This window comes from Paenibacillus xylanilyticus (assembly GCF_047246825.1).
GTDB classification, from domain to species: domain Bacteria; phylum Bacillota; class Bacilli; order Paenibacillales; family Paenibacillaceae; genus Paenibacillus; species Paenibacillus xylanilyticus_B.
On sequence record NZ_JBFOLB010000001.1, the window covers coordinates 1,894,071 to 1,910,566 of the forward strand.

Consider the following 16,496-nt stretch of genomic DNA (forward strand, 5'->3'; position numbering starts at 1 on the left):
AGCCTTTCTTTAATTGATGCGGTCGAGAGGACTCGAACCTACACGGGGGCTAGACTCATGAAAGGACGTTCGATTCCATTACTTCACTTTTACCTTCATTTCCAATTCTTTCACGTATTCTTTAACGATGTTTCCGTCAGCGTCCAGTTCATACGCTCCACTCGTCGCTCCAGCCACAGCAAATTTCGGTTTGTAAGCCCTAATTGTAATCGATTTGGCGTTCTTCCCTAAAGGGCTCAGCACGAAATCGTAGTACATGTCGCCGGCTTTATTATTCTCGTCCGATCCCTGGATCGAAAATATGTCTAACTCTTTGCCTTGATCATCCACAACTTCGTAACTGATATCAGACTGCTTGCCCTTGGCAATCAACTGAATCCGGGAAGAGGTTGAGGTTAAATTGAGCTTACTGAGATTAACGGTCAAGTCACCCGTTATTTTCGTCACATTCGGCTTCAGGGCCACCGCTTTGCCGGCAGTCTTTTGCAACGAGAGGTCAAACGTATAAGGTTTGCTTACGCCTTCCAGCGTGATCTTCGCCGTCAGTTTGAATTTATTCGGGAAAGCCTTCAGTTGGCCTCCAAGCCAAGAAGGATCGGACAGCCGAATGATAGCCGTATCCGTGGTAGACCCCGGACCCCACCCCATAGCTCCTCCACCGATACTTTTGCCATTAATCAGGATCTTGATATCTTTAATGGAGCCTTTCTCCACAATTTCCTTCATGGTCTTTTCATCAAATTTCCGGTCGGCCATGCCGCCGACAAGTCCCTTGCCGCTCCGCTGCAGCGAAATGTCGATGTAATTTCCGTCATAGAACGCCTTGCTCACCCCCAGCGTAATGCCGCCCTGGGTAATGCCTGCCGTGTTTGCCACTTTCTTCGCTGCAATGTTCTGGACCGCCGGAGCCTTGGCCGCCGCATGTTCGGTCATTGATGTTACTACCCAAGCTGCTCCGCCAATAAGCACCCCTGTCAGTGCAGCAGTGGTCATTACTTTGTAGATTTTATTCATTCGCTTGAATCCTCCATTTTAAGTTTAATTTATCTCTGTATACATTCCGGGATTCTGGTATTCACCTCATGTTTACCGTCATTTCCAACTCTTTAATGTAGTTTTTGACGATCTCGCCGTTCTCGTCTAGTTTATACTCTCCGCTTGTGGCCCCCTGCTCTTTAAATTCGGGTTTGAAAACCCGGAGCGTAATCGACTTGGTATCTTTCCCCAGAGGGCTCAGCACGAAATCGTGGTACATATCCCCAGCTTTGTTATTCTCGTCGGTACCAAAGCCCGAAAGAAAATCCAGCTCTTTGCCTTGATCATCCACAAATTCATACAGGAAATCTGATGGCTTGCCCGATTCATAACCCTTTTCGATCAACTGAACCCGGGAAGAGGTCGACGTAAGGTTCATTTTGCTAAGGTTAAGGGTCATCTTGCCCGATTTTTTCGTCACATTCGGCTTCAAGACCATCGGCTTGCCTGCAGTCTTTTGCATGGAAAGATCAAACGTATAAGGTTTGCTTACGCCTTCCAGCGTCACCTTTGCGGTCAATTTGAACTTATCTGGAAAAGCAAACTCTTGGCCGCCAAGCCAGGAAGGATCCGTCAGCTTGATATGAGCCGTATCCGGAGTGGAGCCAGGCTCCCAACCTAAGGTAGGTCTTTTGCCCAACTCTCCCCCGCCGTACTCAAAAATCGATTTGCCATTAATGGACACGTCGATTTTTTTAATTGCGCCTTTCTCCAAAATAACGTCCTGGATCTCTTCATCAAATGTGCTGTCCGTTATGCCTCCGATAAGTCCCTTGCCGCTCCGCTGCAGGGTTAGATGGATATAATTCCCATCGTATGTTGCCTCATTCACTCCGAGCGTAATGCCGCTCTGGGTAATGCCAGCCGTTTTTGCCGCTTTCTGTGTTGCAGTGCTCTGAACCGCTGGAACTTTGGCCGTCGCCGCATCCACGGCTGTGGAATTCATCCCCCACGCTGCCCCACCCAAAAGCATTCCTGTCGTCAGTGCAGCGGTAGTCATCACTCTGTAGATTTTATTCATAAGAAAATCCTCCAATTTTTTATTTTGAAATATCATATAATTTATCCAAACCGGCACGCTCCACCGGAACGGTGATTTCCAGTTCCTTCACGTACTTCTTGATCAGTTCACCGTTACTGTCGACTTTATATCCCCCCGTTGAAACTGACGGGCCTTCCGTTTCCGACAAAAATGCTTTAAGGGTCACCGTTTCCGGTGCATCCGCAAAGCGGTCAAACAGCAATTTGTTTATCATTTTCCTTTGTTCATCGTTATCGAAAAATCCAAAGCCGCCGACGAGGCCAAGCATCCTGTCGCGATCGTCCCACAGCTCAAACATCAGATTATTTCTAAGGAATCTGGCCTCTTTATCGTTCGACGTAATGTTAAAACTTACTTTTGTCGTAATCGGAGTGAACTCGATTTGTTCAAGCGTAACCTTATTTCCTTTCCATTCCCTCGTCTCACTGAAGGAGGCAACTCGCTGATCGGTGTTTTTGCGTACGGGAAGCTGGAAGACGAATGGCTCTTCGATGCCTTCCAACCCGATTGTGGCCGTCAGCAAAAACGAGTCCGGTAAAATGGGCCCCGGTTCACCCGTTAGGGAATAAGCCGTCAGTTCGTAGATGGCCGAATTCGGATCAGAAGTCGGCTTTCCGGAAAGGCCAATTTCTCTCCTTCCCGCCTCGCCCTGAACCGAGCGGCCGTCAATCAACACGTCAAATGAATGAATGGCACCCTTAGGGTAAATCGCGTGGGTACCATTCCCCGTCGACTCGAATTCCATGATTCCACCGTCGAACCCTTCCCCGTCACGCGTTACGGCCATGGACAGCCGGGTTCCGTCATATACAAGCTGCGGGATGCGGAGCGTAACTCCCCCGTGGGTTGCGCTGGCTTCCGGTTCATCTGCAAGTCCGTTTTCTTCCGCCGCTTGTAGACCCAGGTCCCCGGCCAGCTTGAAAATGCTGCCGATCAACGGAATGCTCTTCAGCGACTCTGCCATGGCCGGCGATACCATGGAGCCACCCAGGCCGCCGATCAAGGCGATCGTCGCAGCTGCGGCAGTTGTCAGGGCAGCCCTGCGGGCCTTGCGGAAGCGGAATGACGGGCCGCTTCTGCTCTGCATCGGAAGGTCGACCAAGGAGGCATAGACTTCATCCTGCCGGCGGCGGACGATATCCGGAATTTCCGGCAGCGTTTCCTCGCCGATTTCCCGAAGCTTTCGATCGACATCATAGGTTTTCATAAGCCAGCTCCCCCTTCCGAATTTGCTTTACTTCATCGGCCAATATCCCGCGGGCCCTGTGCAGGCGCGCCCTGACGGCTCCCTCGGAAATATCCAGCACGGTTGCGATCTGTTTGATCGGCAGATCCTGATAATAAAACAAGTGGATGACGATTCGTAAGGATTCATCCAGATTTTCTACCGCTTCCCGAAGGTCAAGCTTACGGTTATCCTTAAAATAAGGTGCTGAGCGATCCTGATTCACCTGCTCCGGCAGTTCCGCCATAACCACCGTTCTTTTGCGCATCCGAAGCAGTTGGTTGCATTCGTTAATCAGGATCCGGATGACCCAGGTTTTAAAATATTTCGGTTTTCGCAATGTCGACATTGATTTATACGCCTTAAGCGTCGTTTCCTGAAATGCGTCCGCACAGTCTTCATCACGTCCCACAATGGACTTTGCCAAGCTGTACAGCTCGGGTTCCAGCCTCCGGAACAGCCGGATAAACGCTTCACGATCTCCCCGCTGCGCTCGCTTGACTTCCAGTTCCATATCTTGCTGCACGAATTTCATCTCCTTTTGAGGGCCCTCTATAGGATTAGATGGACTACCCCACCAAAATGTTATATTTTACTGAAAAAAATTTGTAATCTTACAAACTTGTCATCGTATCGACATCCGTTCGGCCCTCTTCCCCCAACGCTCATTTCGCTGATCACCACGGAAAACCAAGCTGGGAAATGCCCCATTCAACGGACCGATTCCGTTGACGCCAACCGTCTTGCTCCTCCGAAGTAAGTATACAGGGGCTGCAGCATGTGAAATAAAAAAAAGGCTGCGATGAACGATTCATCGTAGCCTTTTTGAGTGAATTAAGCATTTCATTTTGCATATGAACCTAAAGCAATAGCTTGAACATCCCGCTCATCATTTTGGCCATTTCGGCCCGGGTTACGAAAACCATTTTGTCAGGTCACTCGGTTCAAATTCCTTGATGTCTCCTGATCAAAAAATGTTCTAAAGTACATTATCTATAAACGCAAAACAGACCACCGATATTAAATATACCAGTGGTCCAAGATCAAAACATAAACGCTGATATTGAGGATGGTGTTAGATGTACTCTTTCGGCTAATGCTTTCTTTGAGTCTTTTTTGTCAGAAGGTTAAGCAAATAATCTTTTAAGTCCACCATTCGTAAATGTTCAGGCTTTTGGTCTGTTCCGCTAATAATCAAGGGAACAAGCGATTCCATTTTACGAATGGACCCATGGCCCCCTCCGCCCTTGTGCGTTGGTGAACTGCCGCCAGTAAATTCATATCCCGGTTTGGCCGTAACAACCAAAAATTCACCTTGGTGTGAACGAAGGGCACTTGACAACCGTTTCAGAACATCTGGATACTCATCATAATTCAATGTATGTCTAGCCTTGTTTACGCTTAAGTCCAGCACCTCTTCGTCCTGGTCGACCGTCCATGATTGGTTGTATGAATCGGTTAGGTTACCTCCTGATTTAAATTTGATCTGTTTGGCTGTTGATCCCTGAATGGCGTAATTCCACTCCTTTTCTTTCCAGGAAATAAAATCGATACGTGGATCATCCTTTAATAAGTTCGCCGTATCTCTCAGGGAACGATCCGCTTTCAATGAGTATACATACGTCATCGTTTCATTGACGGCAAGGATGAGTTCCGTCTCCTTCGAAACAGCATCACCAGGACGCATGATTTTGGCATCTCCGAGCAAAGAGGACAGATCAATGACCGGATTTTGATCTGCAGGCAGAATACGGGTCATCCCGCTGTCACCAGCAATGATAAAGATGGCATCTTGCAAAGCTTTTTCCGGAGAACCGAATGTTTGCAATACAGATTGAAGCTGCTGATCCAACTCCTTGACCCCACGAAGTCCCGTGGGGCCTTTCTTATGTAACTCCCGGTCTAAATCCGGTAAATAGACAAACAAAAAATCCGGCAATTTATTGGATTGAACCAAATATTTTACGGCTTCAATAGCAAAATCATTATGAATGCCCATTCGATTCGTTAGGCCATCCGGCAAGTTTTTAATACCTTGAAACGGATTAGACAATGCACCCAGGGACAGTAAGTCCGGCCCTTTTACATCAATCTCTTTTGATAAAGAAGCAGCTACTTGAATCCAATGAGGTATCGATAACTTTTGAGCTGACGCCCCCCTGTAAATCAGGCCGTTGATCGAACCAGACTTTAATCCTCGCTGGGCTAGGTCCTCATAGATCGTGGGTACATTCCTGTTCAGATGACTCCCGTTTAAATGGATTAGAGCATCCGTCAACACCGGATTAACTCCGTGTTTGAGCACTTCCGTCGGTCCGGTTCCATAAATGATCAATTTCTTATTGTCCGCAGAATACCAAGTCAGACCCGGCACATGGTGAAGGTCCGAATACGCACCGGTAAGCAATGAGCTGTCGATCGTGACGGACATCGTGGGAAAAGAACTGACCAGGTTTTTATAATATTGCCCGTGTTCGATCAGGAATTTTAAGGTAGGAAGCTCCTGCTTGCTGATTCCTTGGTCGATCGCCTGATACATTAAAGAGTCCACCATCAGGAAAATGACTTTTTTCGCATTTTCACCATTAGCGGAGTTTATCCGCATCAAATCCTGTTCTTTAGGTTTCGAGCTCTGGCATCCGATAAGCATGGCCAATAACAAGATCGAAGGCAATATCCGAATCCCTTTTTTCCTCATAACAGTTCACCCCATTTATGTACATTCTGTCTTGAAAATCTTGGGGTTATTCAAGGTTTTTTTTGCCAAGAGGGATCGGACTAGGCTTTCTCATCTGATGAACAGCAACTCTAGTGTTATGAAAACAAAAAGGTTCCCAATCTGCTAAAATAAGCAGATTGAGAACCTTTTTGTTAATGATATGATGCGGTCGAGAGGACTCGAACCTCCACGGGGGGTTAGCCCACACGGACCTGAACCGTGCGCGTCTGCCAATTCCGCCACGACCGCATATGCTGTATCTCCGGGATAATCTATCGCGGCGACAATAAATAATATATCATGTGGAATTCATAGTGTCAACACTTAAAAATAAATTGATATATAACAAAGGGCAATGGTAGCGCTGGAGTCTGAATAACTTCACTTTTTCATGTCGGATATGCCTCGACTCTCCTCTTTTACGCCAATTCAAATATTTGTCCAAATCTCCCCCTATTGAAACACAAATTACTTTTTTGTCATCATAAATAATCATTCGGAACTACTATATTCTGCAAAAAGTCTTGAATTCCGTTAACATTGAAGGAGGAAGAAACGTTTGACAATTACGCATTTATGCAATATAGTTTCAAAAGGTTACAAAAACTTAATTATTCAATTGCCGAGTTTCATGTTTGAAAACGGGGGAACCATTTTGGGTGAATTATTCTTATACATAGGAAATATAGGGAACCTTCTACCGAACCCTTAGCTAACTCCGTAGGCATCGAAGGGAGAACATTGATTTTGAAAAAGCTTATCATTTCTATTTTTGGAGCAGCCGTTCTATTTACATCCGGTGCAGCAAGCACTGAAGCAAGCAGTATCAACACCGTCGTTAACAGCATGACTGGCATACCTTACAAGTGGGGCGGCACGACGCTGGCCGGTTTTGATTGCTCTGGATTTATGAGATATATTTTCGAAAAATATAGCATTGAATTACCACGTACCTCGCAGCAGCAAGCCAAAGCAGGTACTCCGGTATCCAAAGCGAATCTGCGCACAGGTGATCTGGTGTTTTTCAACACTTCAGGCAAAGGCATTTCACATACAGGCGTATACATTGGTGGCGGACAGTTCGCTCATGCCTCCAGCAGCAAAGGTGTCAGCATTACCAAATTATCAAATCCGTATTTCAACACACGTTATGTTACCGCACGCCGGGTAACTGGACAATTTATGTATAACAAGATGCTCGGAAAAATATAAGTTGGACAAAAAACAGGCTCCGGATCAATCCAGGGCCTGTTTTTCTGTCTTGCTATGCTTGCTCATTCTCAAGGGGAGCCTAGTGCAATGCTTTCTGCACACGCATTGCGCCTTGTGACAGCGCGTGACCGCCACCAACGGCTCCTGCTACCGCTACCGTCTCCATAATTTCCTGGTCGGTTGCACCCTTTGCACGGGCCTCTTCCACATGGTAAAACGTACATACCTCGTTATTCGCAAACAATCCGATTCCGAGGGCAATCAGCTGCTTTGTTTTGGCATCAATGGCACCTGACTGAAAGCATTCCCCGGTAAACTCATGGTACGATTTCACCACACCAGGCAGCGCATCGCTTAATTCTCCAATCTGATCCTTATAGGCATGAACCTTATCATTCATCAATGTCATGGCTACCACACATCCTCTCGGCTGATATGTTACCTTCTCGCTGTACCTATCTTCTCTCCCGAGTGGTGCAATTATGCCAAAACATCCATGGTAATTCCATGCATCAGGCTCAAACTGTTTTCTATTCCTCCACCGGACTTTGGCGCGGCTCGCTAAAGAGCTGATAGTGATAGCTGCGATCCAGCTTGACCACACGTCTGTTCTGGCGGCGGATAAGCACCTGTTCCCCATCCCATGCAACGACGATACCCGTTACATCGTTGGATTCCAATCCATCCCGTACCACTCTTACTTTTTCACCCGATAAGCGCAGTGCATCCAATTCTGCATCACTAATCATGTCTATGGCTCCTATGTTCCAAATTTATTTACAAAAAGAGACCTAAATGAAAAGTCATTTAGGTCTCACGTGACTGTATTGGACTGTCATGTCATTCGAAAAATGTCCCGACTGAAAGTTACCGCTGCGCGTGCTCTTTGCTGTCGTTCTTCTCGAACCAAAAATCAAGCACTTTGGCGGACATCACACGTTCTTCAAGGTACTCCACTTGATGCGGTGTAAATTGTTCTTTCCAAGAGAAGGACAACTCTTCGCACAAGCCTACAATTGTCAGCAACTCTGACCAGGCAACATAGCGTTTGTACCAGAAAAATTGAGGATGTTCAATCATATAGGGATAAAGGTCATCGAATTCCGTATGTTTACAATCCAGGGCACGTTCAAAATGAACTTTCGACTCCGCCAGCTTTTCAATAAAGAATTGTTCTGATGCCGGTTGGTTCCCCATGGTGTTGCCTCCTCTCCCTAACATAACCCCATTATAAATGAAATCCGCGGTCATGCAAAGGCATTGTTCAAAAAATAGGCCCTTTTCCTTGAAACTGTCACATTTCGTTATCGTCGAATTGGACGGTCCCATCGTTCAGTGAACGAATGCGTACCAAGGCTTCAACCGGTATGCCCTGTTCGCGGATGGTGCGTGCTCCTGCCTGAAAACATTTCTCGACGACCACACCGAATCCGACGAGCTCTGCGCCCGAACGCTCAATAATTTTAATGACACCGCGGGCAGCATCTCCGTTGGCGATGATATCGTCTATAAACAAAATACGGTCATTCTCATGAATGTATTCGCGGGATACCATAATATCGGTTACGATCCCTTTGGTAAAGGAAGGTACGCGTTCACAGTAGGCATCAGGATCAGCCAGAAGCGTCTTTTTGCGACGGGCAAATACAAGCGGCACCCCAAGTTCATGAGCGGCGGCAAATGCAACCGGAATCCCCGAAGATTCTACCGTAATGACCCGGGTCACTCCACTTTCACGAAAACGAGCAGCAAACTCGCGCCCCATCTCCATCGTCAATGCAGGATCAATCTGATGATTCAATAATCCGTCCAGCTTCAGCACCTGATCCGAGATGACTACGCCTTCTTGTAAAATTCGTTGTTTCAATACTTCCATGATTTGACCTCCCAAGCCTATCCTATGAGGTAAAAGTATCATAGATAAGGCTGTTAGTTCAAGCGAAATCGCCTATCCCTCAACTTTAGCCCGGATAAGGAGTGTAAAGCTTCTCCCGATTGTCATGAGTTTCCAGAGTCAAGCATACCTTGTACCATGGTACCCGCATGTCCAAACTATTCAGGGGCCTGAGAGGGGAAACGCATGAAACAGGCATTCCGGGTGCTGCAGATCGCATTTACATACATTGGAACGGTTGTAGGAGCCGGCTTCGCGACAGGGCAGGAAATATTGCAGTTTTTTACCCAGTATGGCAAATGGGCCACCGTGACCATCGGCTTATCCACCATGCTCTTTGTCTGGCTGGGCACCAAAATGATGCTGATCGCCCATGATACGGGCTCCCGCTCTTATGAGGATCTTAATAAGCATTTGTTCGGGCACAAGGCCGGCAAATGGATTACCTGGATAACACTTTTGATTCTCATTGGTGTAAACAGTGTAATGCTTGCCGGAGCAGGCTCGGTCTTCGTGGAGCATCTTGGACTGCATTACCAGACTGGTTTGATCCTCACGATTGTGGGAACATACCTGCTTCTTGGACGAGGTATCAAAGCCATACTGCAAATGAATAGCATTGTGGTTCCGATGATGCTCCTGTTGTCCTTGCTTATGATTACAAGCACCATACACCATCCTGGTGCCTTACGGTTTATTACGCTGACTACAGATGCCCATCCTGTACAGGTGTGGCTGTCTCCACTATTGTATTCATCCTTCAATCTGGTACTGGCCCAAGCCGTCTTGGTGCCGGTAGGCAATCAGATCCGCAATCGTAACGTACTGAAGTGGGGCGGTATATTCGGCGGAATAGGTGTAGGCTTCATGCTCCTTGCCGCCCACTTCGCCATGTCAGCCCAGATGCCCGGTATCATGCAATTTGAGATTCCAATGGGGAGCGTTGCCTTCCAACTTGGATGGGCTGTGCAATCCGTGTATGTAACTCTGATATTCATGGAAATATTCACTACATTCGTCGCAGATATCTATGGCATGACCCTTCAGCTTGGTCAGCACTTGCAAGTCCACCCCAGATTAATAACATTAACCATTATGCTGCTGTGCTACTCACTCAGCCAGTTTGGATTCAGCTCCCTTTTATCCATACTGTACCCGATTTTCGGAAGTCTGGCCCTAATTTGGGCCGGTAGATTGGTCATGGATCGCTGGGGAGGGTTTCGCGCAAAAAGTAAAGACCTGTAGTTTGTATCCTCTCGTAGATATCCATAGATTTTTTATAAAGACACATTTCAGGTACACAAAAAGGCCGCTGTTTTCACAGCGGCTTTAACTCTTGAATAGCGATAAACTATGCCTTGCTAGCATATTGCAGGTACATTTTTTTCAGTTCGTTAACCGATCTGCCCAAAGAGTAGTGCGTCTTGGCTTTCTCACATGCTGAGCGTGCAAGTTCGTAGCGATACGAGGGATCCAGCATGACTTTTTCCAGCGCCTCAGCAAGTGCTGACGGATCTTCTGGAGGTACCAGCAGCCCGTTGCTGCCGTTCTCGATCTGTTCGGGTATTCCGCCGACGTCGGTGCCTACAAGGGCAAGGCAACTCAGTGCTGCTTCGGCAAATACAGAGCCGAATGCCTCCGCACGGGAAGGAAGTACGAATATATCAAAGAATGGCATAAACTCCTCAGGGTGCAGCGTGTATCCGTAAAAAATGGTTTCGTTATATATGCCCAGCCGCTGAGCCAACTCTTCCAAATCAGGCCGAATCGGACCATCCCCGATAATATGCAAAACATAGTCATGTCCCCGACCTTTGAGTTCCGCACAGGCTTTGAACAAAATATCAAGTCCTTTGGCAGGAACAAGCCGGCATACTGTGACGAGTTGTGGAATGGCATTATCATGAGGAATGGGTTTGAAGCGTTTTTCATCGAATCCGTTCGGAATAATGCCAATTACGTCAGGCTGTTTCACATAGGGAGTCAAATACTGCCTAAATGATTCTGAGACGGTTAACAATCGCTCTGCCTGATGCTCCAGTTCACCGTAAATAGCAATCAAAAACTGATGTTCCAGACCATCTGGCTCAATTCTTCCATTTAGGATCAACTCCCGCTCATAACTTGAGTGAATGGTTTGAATAAGCGGTGTATCTGGAAATACACTCTTCATGGCCAGACCTGCAATGGGATGGTGGGCATGAATCAAATCGTAGGGTTTCTGAATGCGCAGTTTAGTCCACCATAAATAATCACGGTAAGTCTGCATATATTTTTGAACGACCGGACTCTCCTGATATATGGTCCAATCGAACGTTTCGAACTGCACGTCCTCCCTGCCCTTGTTGCGGATTCGCTTCGGCAGCGAGAACAGGTCCATCTCCCACCTCGGAGTTGTAAACCTCTCCTGCATATACGGTATCATAGAGGATACACCTCCGGGCTGCTCCGGAGGAAAGAAAAGCGCCTGCAGCAATTTCACCGTTAGTTTCCCCCTTTCTAGCTTCAGTCTTTTCAGTACATCTTCAATCATGATATATTAGAACGTATGTTTCAGTAAAGAAATAACTGTGTATTCCCCACCATTTTAACAACAACGTTACAGCTTACAGCATCTCCCGTTTTTTCGGAAAAGGCCATGCAGGTAAGCTAATGAAAAGGAGAACATCAATACATGGGCAAGCCTTCACTCCCTGAGTCGTATATACATCATATTCGGGAAATGCTCGGCTCAGAAGCAGAAGCATTTATCGACAGCTACCAACAAACCCGTGTGCAGGGGCTGCGATTCAACTCGATTAAAACTACAACAGAATTGAAAAAACAGGTTATTGAGCATTTTGACCTGACCAAGGTACCCTGGTGCGAAACGGGTTATTATTACCCTTCAAATGAACGTCCTGGCAAACATGTATATCATGCTGCGGGATTGTACTATATTCAGGAACCTTCTGCCATGTCGGCAGTGGAAATGCTGAATCCACAGCCGGGTGAGATCATTCTGGATCTCGCGGCAGCTCCAGGCGGCAAAACCACCCACATTGCCTCACTCATGGAGGATCAGGGTCTGCTGGTTTCTAACGAAATCCATCCGGCCCGCGCCAAGATTCTAGCAGAAAACGTGGAACGAATGGGCCTTTCTTCCGTCGTTGTTACCAGTGCAGCGCCTGGAGAATTGTCAGCTCGTTTTCCGGCCGCCTTTGACCGGATCATGCTGGATGCCCCTTGCTCTGGTGAAGGCATGTTCCGCAAAGATCCGGATGCAGTGACCGAGTGGAGCGACAATCTGGTAACCCTTTGTGTCAACAGACAATGGGACATCTTGCAGGATGCTTATATCATGCTTAAACCGGGCGGAACCTTGGCTTATTCCACCTGTACCTTCAATCGCGAAGAAAATGAAGGCATGATGGAACGTTTGGTTGCCGCCTATCCTGATCTGACCCTGGTGCGGACCGAACGAATCTGGCCCCATCTGGCTCAGGGTGAGGGACATTTTGTGGCTGTAGTGAGCAAAGCGGGAACGCAGGCGTCTGCATCCGTGGAACAGGACGATCAACCCCGCAAACGCAAAGACAAAAAAGGCAAAGGCCCGCGTCAAAGCTCCTCGTCCAAAGAAGTGGATTCCGCCTGGAATGCGTATCGTGCCTGGAGCTCCGAACATAAAGTGGCTATAGCCAATGGGACAGGCAGACCCCTGCTCTTTGGCGAAGCATTATATGTACTGCCAGAGCATGCTGCACAGCTGCTTACAGATGATCGATTAAACGGATTAAAACTGCCGCGCCCGGGACTTCATGTCGGCGACTGGAAGAAAGGGCGTTTTGAGCCTGCTCATGCTTTGGCACTGGCTCTTGGATATAATGAGGCCAGTAACATGCAGCACGTCTCTCTCGACGTGGAGAGCAGCCAGGTAGCCGCTTATCTTCGTGGTGAGAGCCTTCCTGCCGATAGCGAACTCAACGGCTGGACACTCGTAACTGTTCATGGACTTGCGCTCGGTTGGGGAAAAGCCAGTGCGGGACAATTAAAGAATCGTTTGCCCAAGGGCCTGAGACGCATGCAGTAGAAAATCATCACGACTCAAAGCCGGTGAGCATGGTTGCTCCCGGCTTTATTTTTTTGGTTCTTGATCAAAGTTAACGAATTGTTGAGCAATCTGTATTTAAAACACCTTAGAATTGTAGTGGCCTCTCATACGTACTGTAACCATCTGTTTTCCCCACAAAAGTGTACCCGTTCCGAGGGTAAAATTCATTCAGCCTTTCATTGTCCCCAACACAATCCAACCGTACGACATGTTTGTTCTCAAAGCGGATCCCACTGCTGGACCAGGCCAGAATGTCCCGACCCAAGCCAGTACGGGCATATTTTCTTCGAATCGCCAAACGATGCAAATAAACAGCACCATCCTCTTCATTAGCTTGAGTTCCCCATAGCTGTTTATCCCAGGCACTTGGCTGCTGCAGCAATATAACCATACCTGCCACGTCGAAGTCTTTCTTAAAGACAAACACGTTTCCACGCCGGATTGCTCCTGCCGTATCGTGGGAATCCTCACCTTTCAAAAGCGCACTCCACTGGGAAGATCCCTGACTTCTCAGCCATTCGGCTGTCTCCACTAGCAGGGACAACACCTCCTCTGTGTCTTCCGGCTGAGCCTGCATTGCTCTGAAATCATCGTTAATATACTCAGAAATGATTTTAAATGAGTGCTCCATGGTTCTCCTCCACTTTCAGATCTCTTTAGAACTAATGGAACTATACCCGGAAATCCATTGTTCGTCAAAAAGAAAACAAAAAAGGCAAAAGGCCAAGGCCTTTTACCCGTCAATCTTCGCTTCATCAATAATTTGATTCCGGTACAGCATCGTAAGATGCAAAGTGTCGAACTCAAGTTCCTTGTCCAACTCCTGTAGGAGCACGTCAACCAAATTCCGCCGCTGTTCACTCGTTCCAGGAACCTGGTAATCCATATACCCTGTCAGATCCGCATGAGAGGTATCAATTGTGGCTGTCCCAACAGGCAATCCGCCACGTTCCTGCAGAAACAGCTCATAGACCCTGAATTCCCGGTCTTTGCGCACCAACATGACATAACAGGATTCTTCCGCCTCTTCCATCTCATCGTCCGAATTGTTCCAATTCTCGTATTCGGCATATTCCTCTTCATCCGAATCATTGGTAAAGTCACGGTGCACCCACTCCATGGACTCCAGCTCAGTGCCCTGGTGCCACATGCGAAGGGTTATTGTATCGATAACTTCTTCATCGAGTTCTCTCACGAGCAGCTCCGCCGCAGCATCCAGCTGACTCTCCAGAGGTTCGTCATACCAGTGTATCTCCCCTTGAATGTCAGCGCCATATTGTTTCAATGAGGCTTCTGCCAGTTCATTGCCTCCAGCATCATTAAACACATAGGTCGATATGCTTCGGCCGGCAGTCACAAGCTCCATTTCCAGCACATGTTCCCGATCTTCATATGTAAAAGCTTCATTTGCGGAACCAGGAATTACTCGTGAGTCATCCGTATCCATGTCACCCATATATTCTTCAGCATCAAAGACCGCGTCTTCCGACTGCCACTCCGTATCAAATTCCGAGTTTTGTAGAACTGAACGCAGTGTGCCGCAGCTGACCAGCACTTCATAATATATGGCTTCCACCGCATCCGCAAGCGATCGGATATAAGAATGAACCTGTTCGATGATATGCTTTTCCGCATCCTCTGAGACCAACTCGCGTTCCATCTGAAGACTGCCAGACAAACGGTCTCCTTCTCTGTAAACCAGCAGGAGCGAACCCGCGTATTGATTATCGACCATTACATCCAGCACTTCACCACCTGATGTACGCAGATCCGGGATCAGTTCCACTTGCTGTTTCATGTGCCTGTCCTCCTCACTTTCGAATGGTATTCTCATAGGTTACCCACGAGGCCAGTAGATTATGAGGTATGACGCATTGAAAATGAAAAAAGTGGTTAATGTTAGACAGCCAGCACGTGTTTCTGAATGGCATGGGCGACACCCTGTTCGTTGTTGGAGAGCGTTACTTCATCCGCAGCGGCCTTGACCTCTTCCGGTGAGTTGTCCATCGCAATCCCTATGCCTGCATAAGTCAGCATCGTGATATCATTATAATAATTGCCAATCGCCATGATCTCGGAGGAAGCAATACCTTTGGATTCTGCCAGCCTTTTCAGCGCAGCTCCTTTGGATGCTTCGGGGTGCATCAGATCAATGAAAAAGTCACCACTGCGAGTCATATAATACGGCAGATTCCATGTACCCCATTCCTGCTGAACCGTGTTCATTTGCTCCAATGGACCAAAAGCGGTAAATTTCGCAAGCGGTTCTGTCAGATCCGCCCACTGCGGCAGCTTTTGGGGTTCCATCATGAAATTGGTGTACATCTCCCGAACCTGCAACTCCAATCCTTCCGGCTGGTCTACATATAATCCAAATGCCGTGTTGATATCAAAATGTACACCGTTTGTGCGGCAATACGTTATAAACGGTTCCAGGCCTTGACCATCCATTGCAAACCTGTGCACCACTTCACGGCTTTCCACCTCGGCGGTCACTGCTCCGTTATGTGTAATTACATATCCGTTAAGCCCCATTCGCTCCATAAAAGGAATCGTGTTGGCCGGGCCTCTTCCTGAACACAAAACAATCTCTGCTCCCTGACGGGAAGCACGAATCAGAATTTCTTGGGTCCATTCGGTAAGTTCATGATGATCATTAAGCAGCGTTCCGTCTACGTCAAGCGCAATTAGTTTGATTGTCATTCGGTCTTCACTCCTGATCTGTTAAGGTATCGCACCCTCCCAAACCCTCCCTTCCGAGGGAGGGCCCCAGAGGGCTCTGCCCTCTGGACTCCCGTCTGTTGACCGGCGAGGGGACGAGTCTTGCTATGTGACGGTGGGTGTGGGAGCGCTTGTCTGCCTGGATCACCGCTTCATGCGGCAATCCAGACCAAGCTTAAGCGGGACCATTGTGGACAGCGCTTCGCTCCCTGCTCCGCTTCGCGAAGGGCGGGAGCTGACGCCTCCGGCGATTGGGCAGCGCTTCGCACTCTGCCCGGCTCCCTGCTCCGCTTCGCGAAGGACGGGAGCTGACGCCTCCGGCGTGTTGGGCAGTGCTTCGCTCCCTGCCCGGCTCCCTGCTCCGCTTCGCGAAGGACGGGAGCTGACGCCTCCGGCGATTGGGCAGTGCTTCGCACTCTGCCCGGCTCCCTGCTCCGCTTCGCGAAGGACGGGAGCTGACGCCTCCGGCGATTGGGCAGCTCTTCGCACTCTGCCCGGCTCCCTGCTCCGCTTCGCGAAGGACGGGAGCTGACGCCTCCGGCGATTGGGCAGCTCTTC

At 48.2% G+C, this 16,496-nt stretch carries 17 protein-coding genes, 1 tRNA gene and 1 riboswitch; of the genes, 3 read left to right on the forward strand and 15 right to left on the reverse strand.

From position 1 onward, the window contains the following. Positions 1 to 78: 78 nt before the first annotated feature. From AB3N00_RS08085 to AB3N00_RS08110, 6 genes are all read right to left on the reverse strand, one after another. On the reverse strand, positions 79 to 1,014 hold the full coding sequence (locus tag AB3N00_RS08085) for a DUF5643 domain-containing protein (protein ID WP_413034086.1): 936 nt from the start codon (positions 1,012 to 1,014) through the stop codon (positions 79 to 81). A gap of 61 nt (positions 1,015 to 1,075) precedes the next feature. Further along, entirely contained in the window at positions 1,076 to 2,056 is a 981-nt protein-coding gene (locus tag AB3N00_RS08090) for a DUF5643 domain-containing protein (RefSeq protein WP_413034087.1), read from the reverse strand. Between the two features lie 19 nt (positions 2,057 to 2,075). Beyond that, on the reverse strand, positions 2,076 to 3,284 hold the full coding sequence (locus tag AB3N00_RS08095) for a DUF4179 domain-containing protein (RefSeq protein WP_413034088.1): 1,209 nt from the start codon (positions 3,282 to 3,284) through the stop codon (positions 2,076 to 2,078). Next, positions 3,271 to 3,828, reverse strand: a complete 558-nt coding sequence (locus AB3N00_RS08100) for an RNA polymerase sigma factor (RefSeq protein ID WP_413034089.1) — start codon at positions 3,826 to 3,828, stop codon at positions 3,271 to 3,273. Before AB3N00_RS08100 ends, AB3N00_RS08095 begins: the two co-directional genes overlap by 14 nt. Before the next feature lie 567 nt (positions 3,829 to 4,395). After that, complete coding sequence (locus AB3N00_RS08105; protein ID WP_413034090.1) at positions 4,396 to 6,000, reverse strand: alkaline phosphatase family protein; 1,605 nt, start codon at positions 5,998 to 6,000, stop codon at positions 4,396 to 4,398. Positions 6,001 to 6,185: 185 nt separating this feature from the next. Beyond that, positions 6,186 to 6,270, reverse strand: a tRNA-Leu gene (locus AB3N00_RS08110). A 361-nt stretch (positions 6,271 to 6,631) separates the two neighbouring features. Next, positions 6,632 to 6,763: riboswitch (cyclic di-AMP (ydaO/yuaA leader) on the forward strand. A gap of 5 nt (positions 6,764 to 6,768) precedes the next feature. Between AB3N00_RS08110 and AB3N00_RS08115 the strand changes: the two genes are divergently transcribed. Next, positions 6,769 to 7,233: a C40 family peptidase gene (locus tag AB3N00_RS08115; RefSeq protein ID WP_413034091.1), complete on the forward strand. Its 465-nt coding sequence runs from the start codon at positions 6,769 to 6,771 to the stop codon at positions 7,231 to 7,233. 79 nt (positions 7,234 to 7,312) lie between these two features. On the opposite strand, the gene AB3N00_RS08120 is transcribed toward AB3N00_RS08115, so the two are convergent. The 4 genes from AB3N00_RS08120 to AB3N00_RS08135 all read right to left on the reverse strand — a co-directional run bounded on the left by AB3N00_RS08120 (position 7,313) and on the right by AB3N00_RS08135 (position 9,109). After that, positions 7,313 to 7,642, reverse strand: coding sequence for a carboxymuconolactone decarboxylase family protein (locus AB3N00_RS08120; RefSeq protein WP_413034092.1), 330 nt, complete (start codon positions 7,640 to 7,642; stop codon positions 7,313 to 7,315). A gap of 121 nt (positions 7,643 to 7,763) precedes the next feature. Further along, positions 7,764 to 7,982 (reverse strand): hypothetical protein, encoded by a 219-nt coding sequence (locus tag AB3N00_RS08125; RefSeq protein ID WP_413034093.1) that lies wholly within the window; start codon positions 7,980 to 7,982, stop codon positions 7,764 to 7,766. Positions 7,983 to 8,100: 118 nt separating this feature from the next. Beyond that, positions 8,101 to 8,430, reverse strand: coding sequence for a hypothetical protein (locus AB3N00_RS08130; protein ID WP_175399771.1), 330 nt, complete (start codon positions 8,428 to 8,430; stop codon positions 8,101 to 8,103). Positions 8,431 to 8,527: 97 nt separating this feature from the next. Continuing rightward, the gene (locus AB3N00_RS08135) at positions 8,528 to 9,109 is read right to left on the reverse strand and encodes a xanthine phosphoribosyltransferase (RefSeq protein ID WP_175399770.1); all 582 of its coding nucleotides are present in this window, start codon (positions 9,107 to 9,109) and stop codon (positions 8,528 to 8,530) included. 204 nt (positions 9,110 to 9,313) lie between these two features. Here AB3N00_RS08135 and AB3N00_RS08140 point away from each other — a divergent pair, with 204 nt between their 5' ends. After that, on the forward strand, positions 9,314 to 10,372 hold the full coding sequence (locus AB3N00_RS08140) for a hypothetical protein (RefSeq protein ID WP_413034094.1): 1,059 nt from the start codon (positions 9,314 to 9,316) through the stop codon (positions 10,370 to 10,372). A gap of 106 nt (positions 10,373 to 10,478) precedes the next feature. On the opposite strand, the gene AB3N00_RS08145 is transcribed toward AB3N00_RS08140, so the two are convergent. Further along, positions 10,479 to 11,609 (reverse strand): glycosyltransferase family 4 protein, encoded by a 1,131-nt coding sequence (locus AB3N00_RS08145; protein ID WP_413034095.1) that lies wholly within the window; start codon positions 11,607 to 11,609, stop codon positions 10,479 to 10,481. A 192-nt stretch (positions 11,610 to 11,801) separates the two neighbouring features. Here AB3N00_RS08145 and AB3N00_RS08150 point away from each other — a divergent pair, with 192 nt between their 5' ends. Next, on the forward strand, positions 11,802 to 13,196 hold the full coding sequence (locus AB3N00_RS08150; protein ID WP_413034096.1) for an RsmB/NOP family class I SAM-dependent RNA methyltransferase: 1,395 nt from the start codon (positions 11,802 to 11,804) through the stop codon (positions 13,194 to 13,196). Between the two features lie 106 nt (positions 13,197 to 13,302). On the opposite strand, the gene AB3N00_RS08155 is transcribed toward AB3N00_RS08150, so the two are convergent. From AB3N00_RS08155 to AB3N00_RS08170, 4 genes are all read right to left on the reverse strand, one after another. Then, a complete protein-coding gene (locus tag AB3N00_RS08155) occupies positions 13,303 to 13,848 on the reverse strand; it encodes a GNAT family N-acetyltransferase (RefSeq protein ID WP_413034097.1) in 546 nt (181 codons plus the stop codon). Positions 13,849 to 13,950: 102 nt separating this feature from the next. After that, positions 13,951 to 15,015 (reverse strand): hypothetical protein, encoded by a 1,065-nt coding sequence (locus tag AB3N00_RS08160; protein ID WP_413034098.1) that lies wholly within the window; start codon positions 15,013 to 15,015, stop codon positions 13,951 to 13,953. 101 nt (positions 15,016 to 15,116) lie between these two features. Further along, positions 15,117 to 15,920 (reverse strand): Cof-type HAD-IIB family hydrolase, encoded by an 804-nt coding sequence (locus AB3N00_RS08165; protein WP_413034099.1) that lies wholly within the window; start codon positions 15,918 to 15,920, stop codon positions 15,117 to 15,119. A gap of 162 nt (positions 15,921 to 16,082) precedes the next feature. Further along, the coding region (locus tag AB3N00_RS08170; protein WP_413034100.1) for a hypothetical protein at positions 16,083 to 16,496 on the reverse strand (414 nt) is incomplete at its 5' end.

Coding starts and splice junctions, on each gene's coding strand:
- AB3N00_RS08085 (WP_413034086.1), bottom strand. CDS start 1,014: ATGAATAAAATCTACAAAGTAATGACCACTGCTGCACTGACAGGGGTG.
- AB3N00_RS08090 (WP_413034087.1), bottom strand. CDS start 2,056: ATGAATAAAATCTACAGAGTGATGACTACCGCTGCACTGACGACAGGA.
- AB3N00_RS08095 (WP_413034088.1), bottom strand. CDS start 3,284: ATGAAAACCTATGATGTCGATCGAAAGCTTCGGGAAATCGGCGAGGAA.
- AB3N00_RS08105 (WP_413034090.1), bottom strand. CDS start 6,000: ATGAGGAAAAAAGGGATTCGGATATTGCCTTCGATCTTGTTATTGGCC.
- AB3N00_RS08120 (WP_413034092.1), bottom strand. CDS start 7,642: ATGACATTGATGAATGATAAGGTTCATGCCTATAAGGATCAGATTGGA.
- AB3N00_RS08125 (WP_413034093.1), bottom strand. CDS start 7,982: ATGATTAGTGATGCAGAATTGGATGCACTGCGCTTATCGGGTGAAAAA.
- AB3N00_RS08130 (WP_175399771.1), bottom strand. CDS start 8,430: ATGGGGAACCAACCGGCATCAGAACAATTCTTTATTGAAAAGCTGGCG.
- AB3N00_RS08135 (WP_175399770.1), bottom strand. CDS start 9,109: ATGGAAGTATTGAAACAACGAATTTTACAAGAAGGCGTAGTCATCTCG.
- AB3N00_RS08140 (WP_413034094.1), top strand. CDS start 9,314: ATGAAACAGGCATTCCGGGTGCTGCAGATCGCATTTACATACATTGGA.
- AB3N00_RS08150 (WP_413034096.1), top strand. CDS start 11,802: ATGGGCAAGCCTTCACTCCCTGAGTCGTATATACATCATATTCGGGAA.
- AB3N00_RS08155 (WP_413034097.1), bottom strand. CDS start 13,848: ATGGAGCACTCATTTAAAATCATTTCTGAGTATATTAACGATGATTTC.
- AB3N00_RS08160 (WP_413034098.1), bottom strand. CDS start 15,015: ATGAAACAGCAAGTGGAACTGATCCCGGATCTGCGTACATCAGGTGGT.
- AB3N00_RS08165 (WP_413034099.1), bottom strand. CDS start 15,920: ATGACAATCAAACTAATTGCGCTTGACGTAGACGGAACGCTGCTTAAT.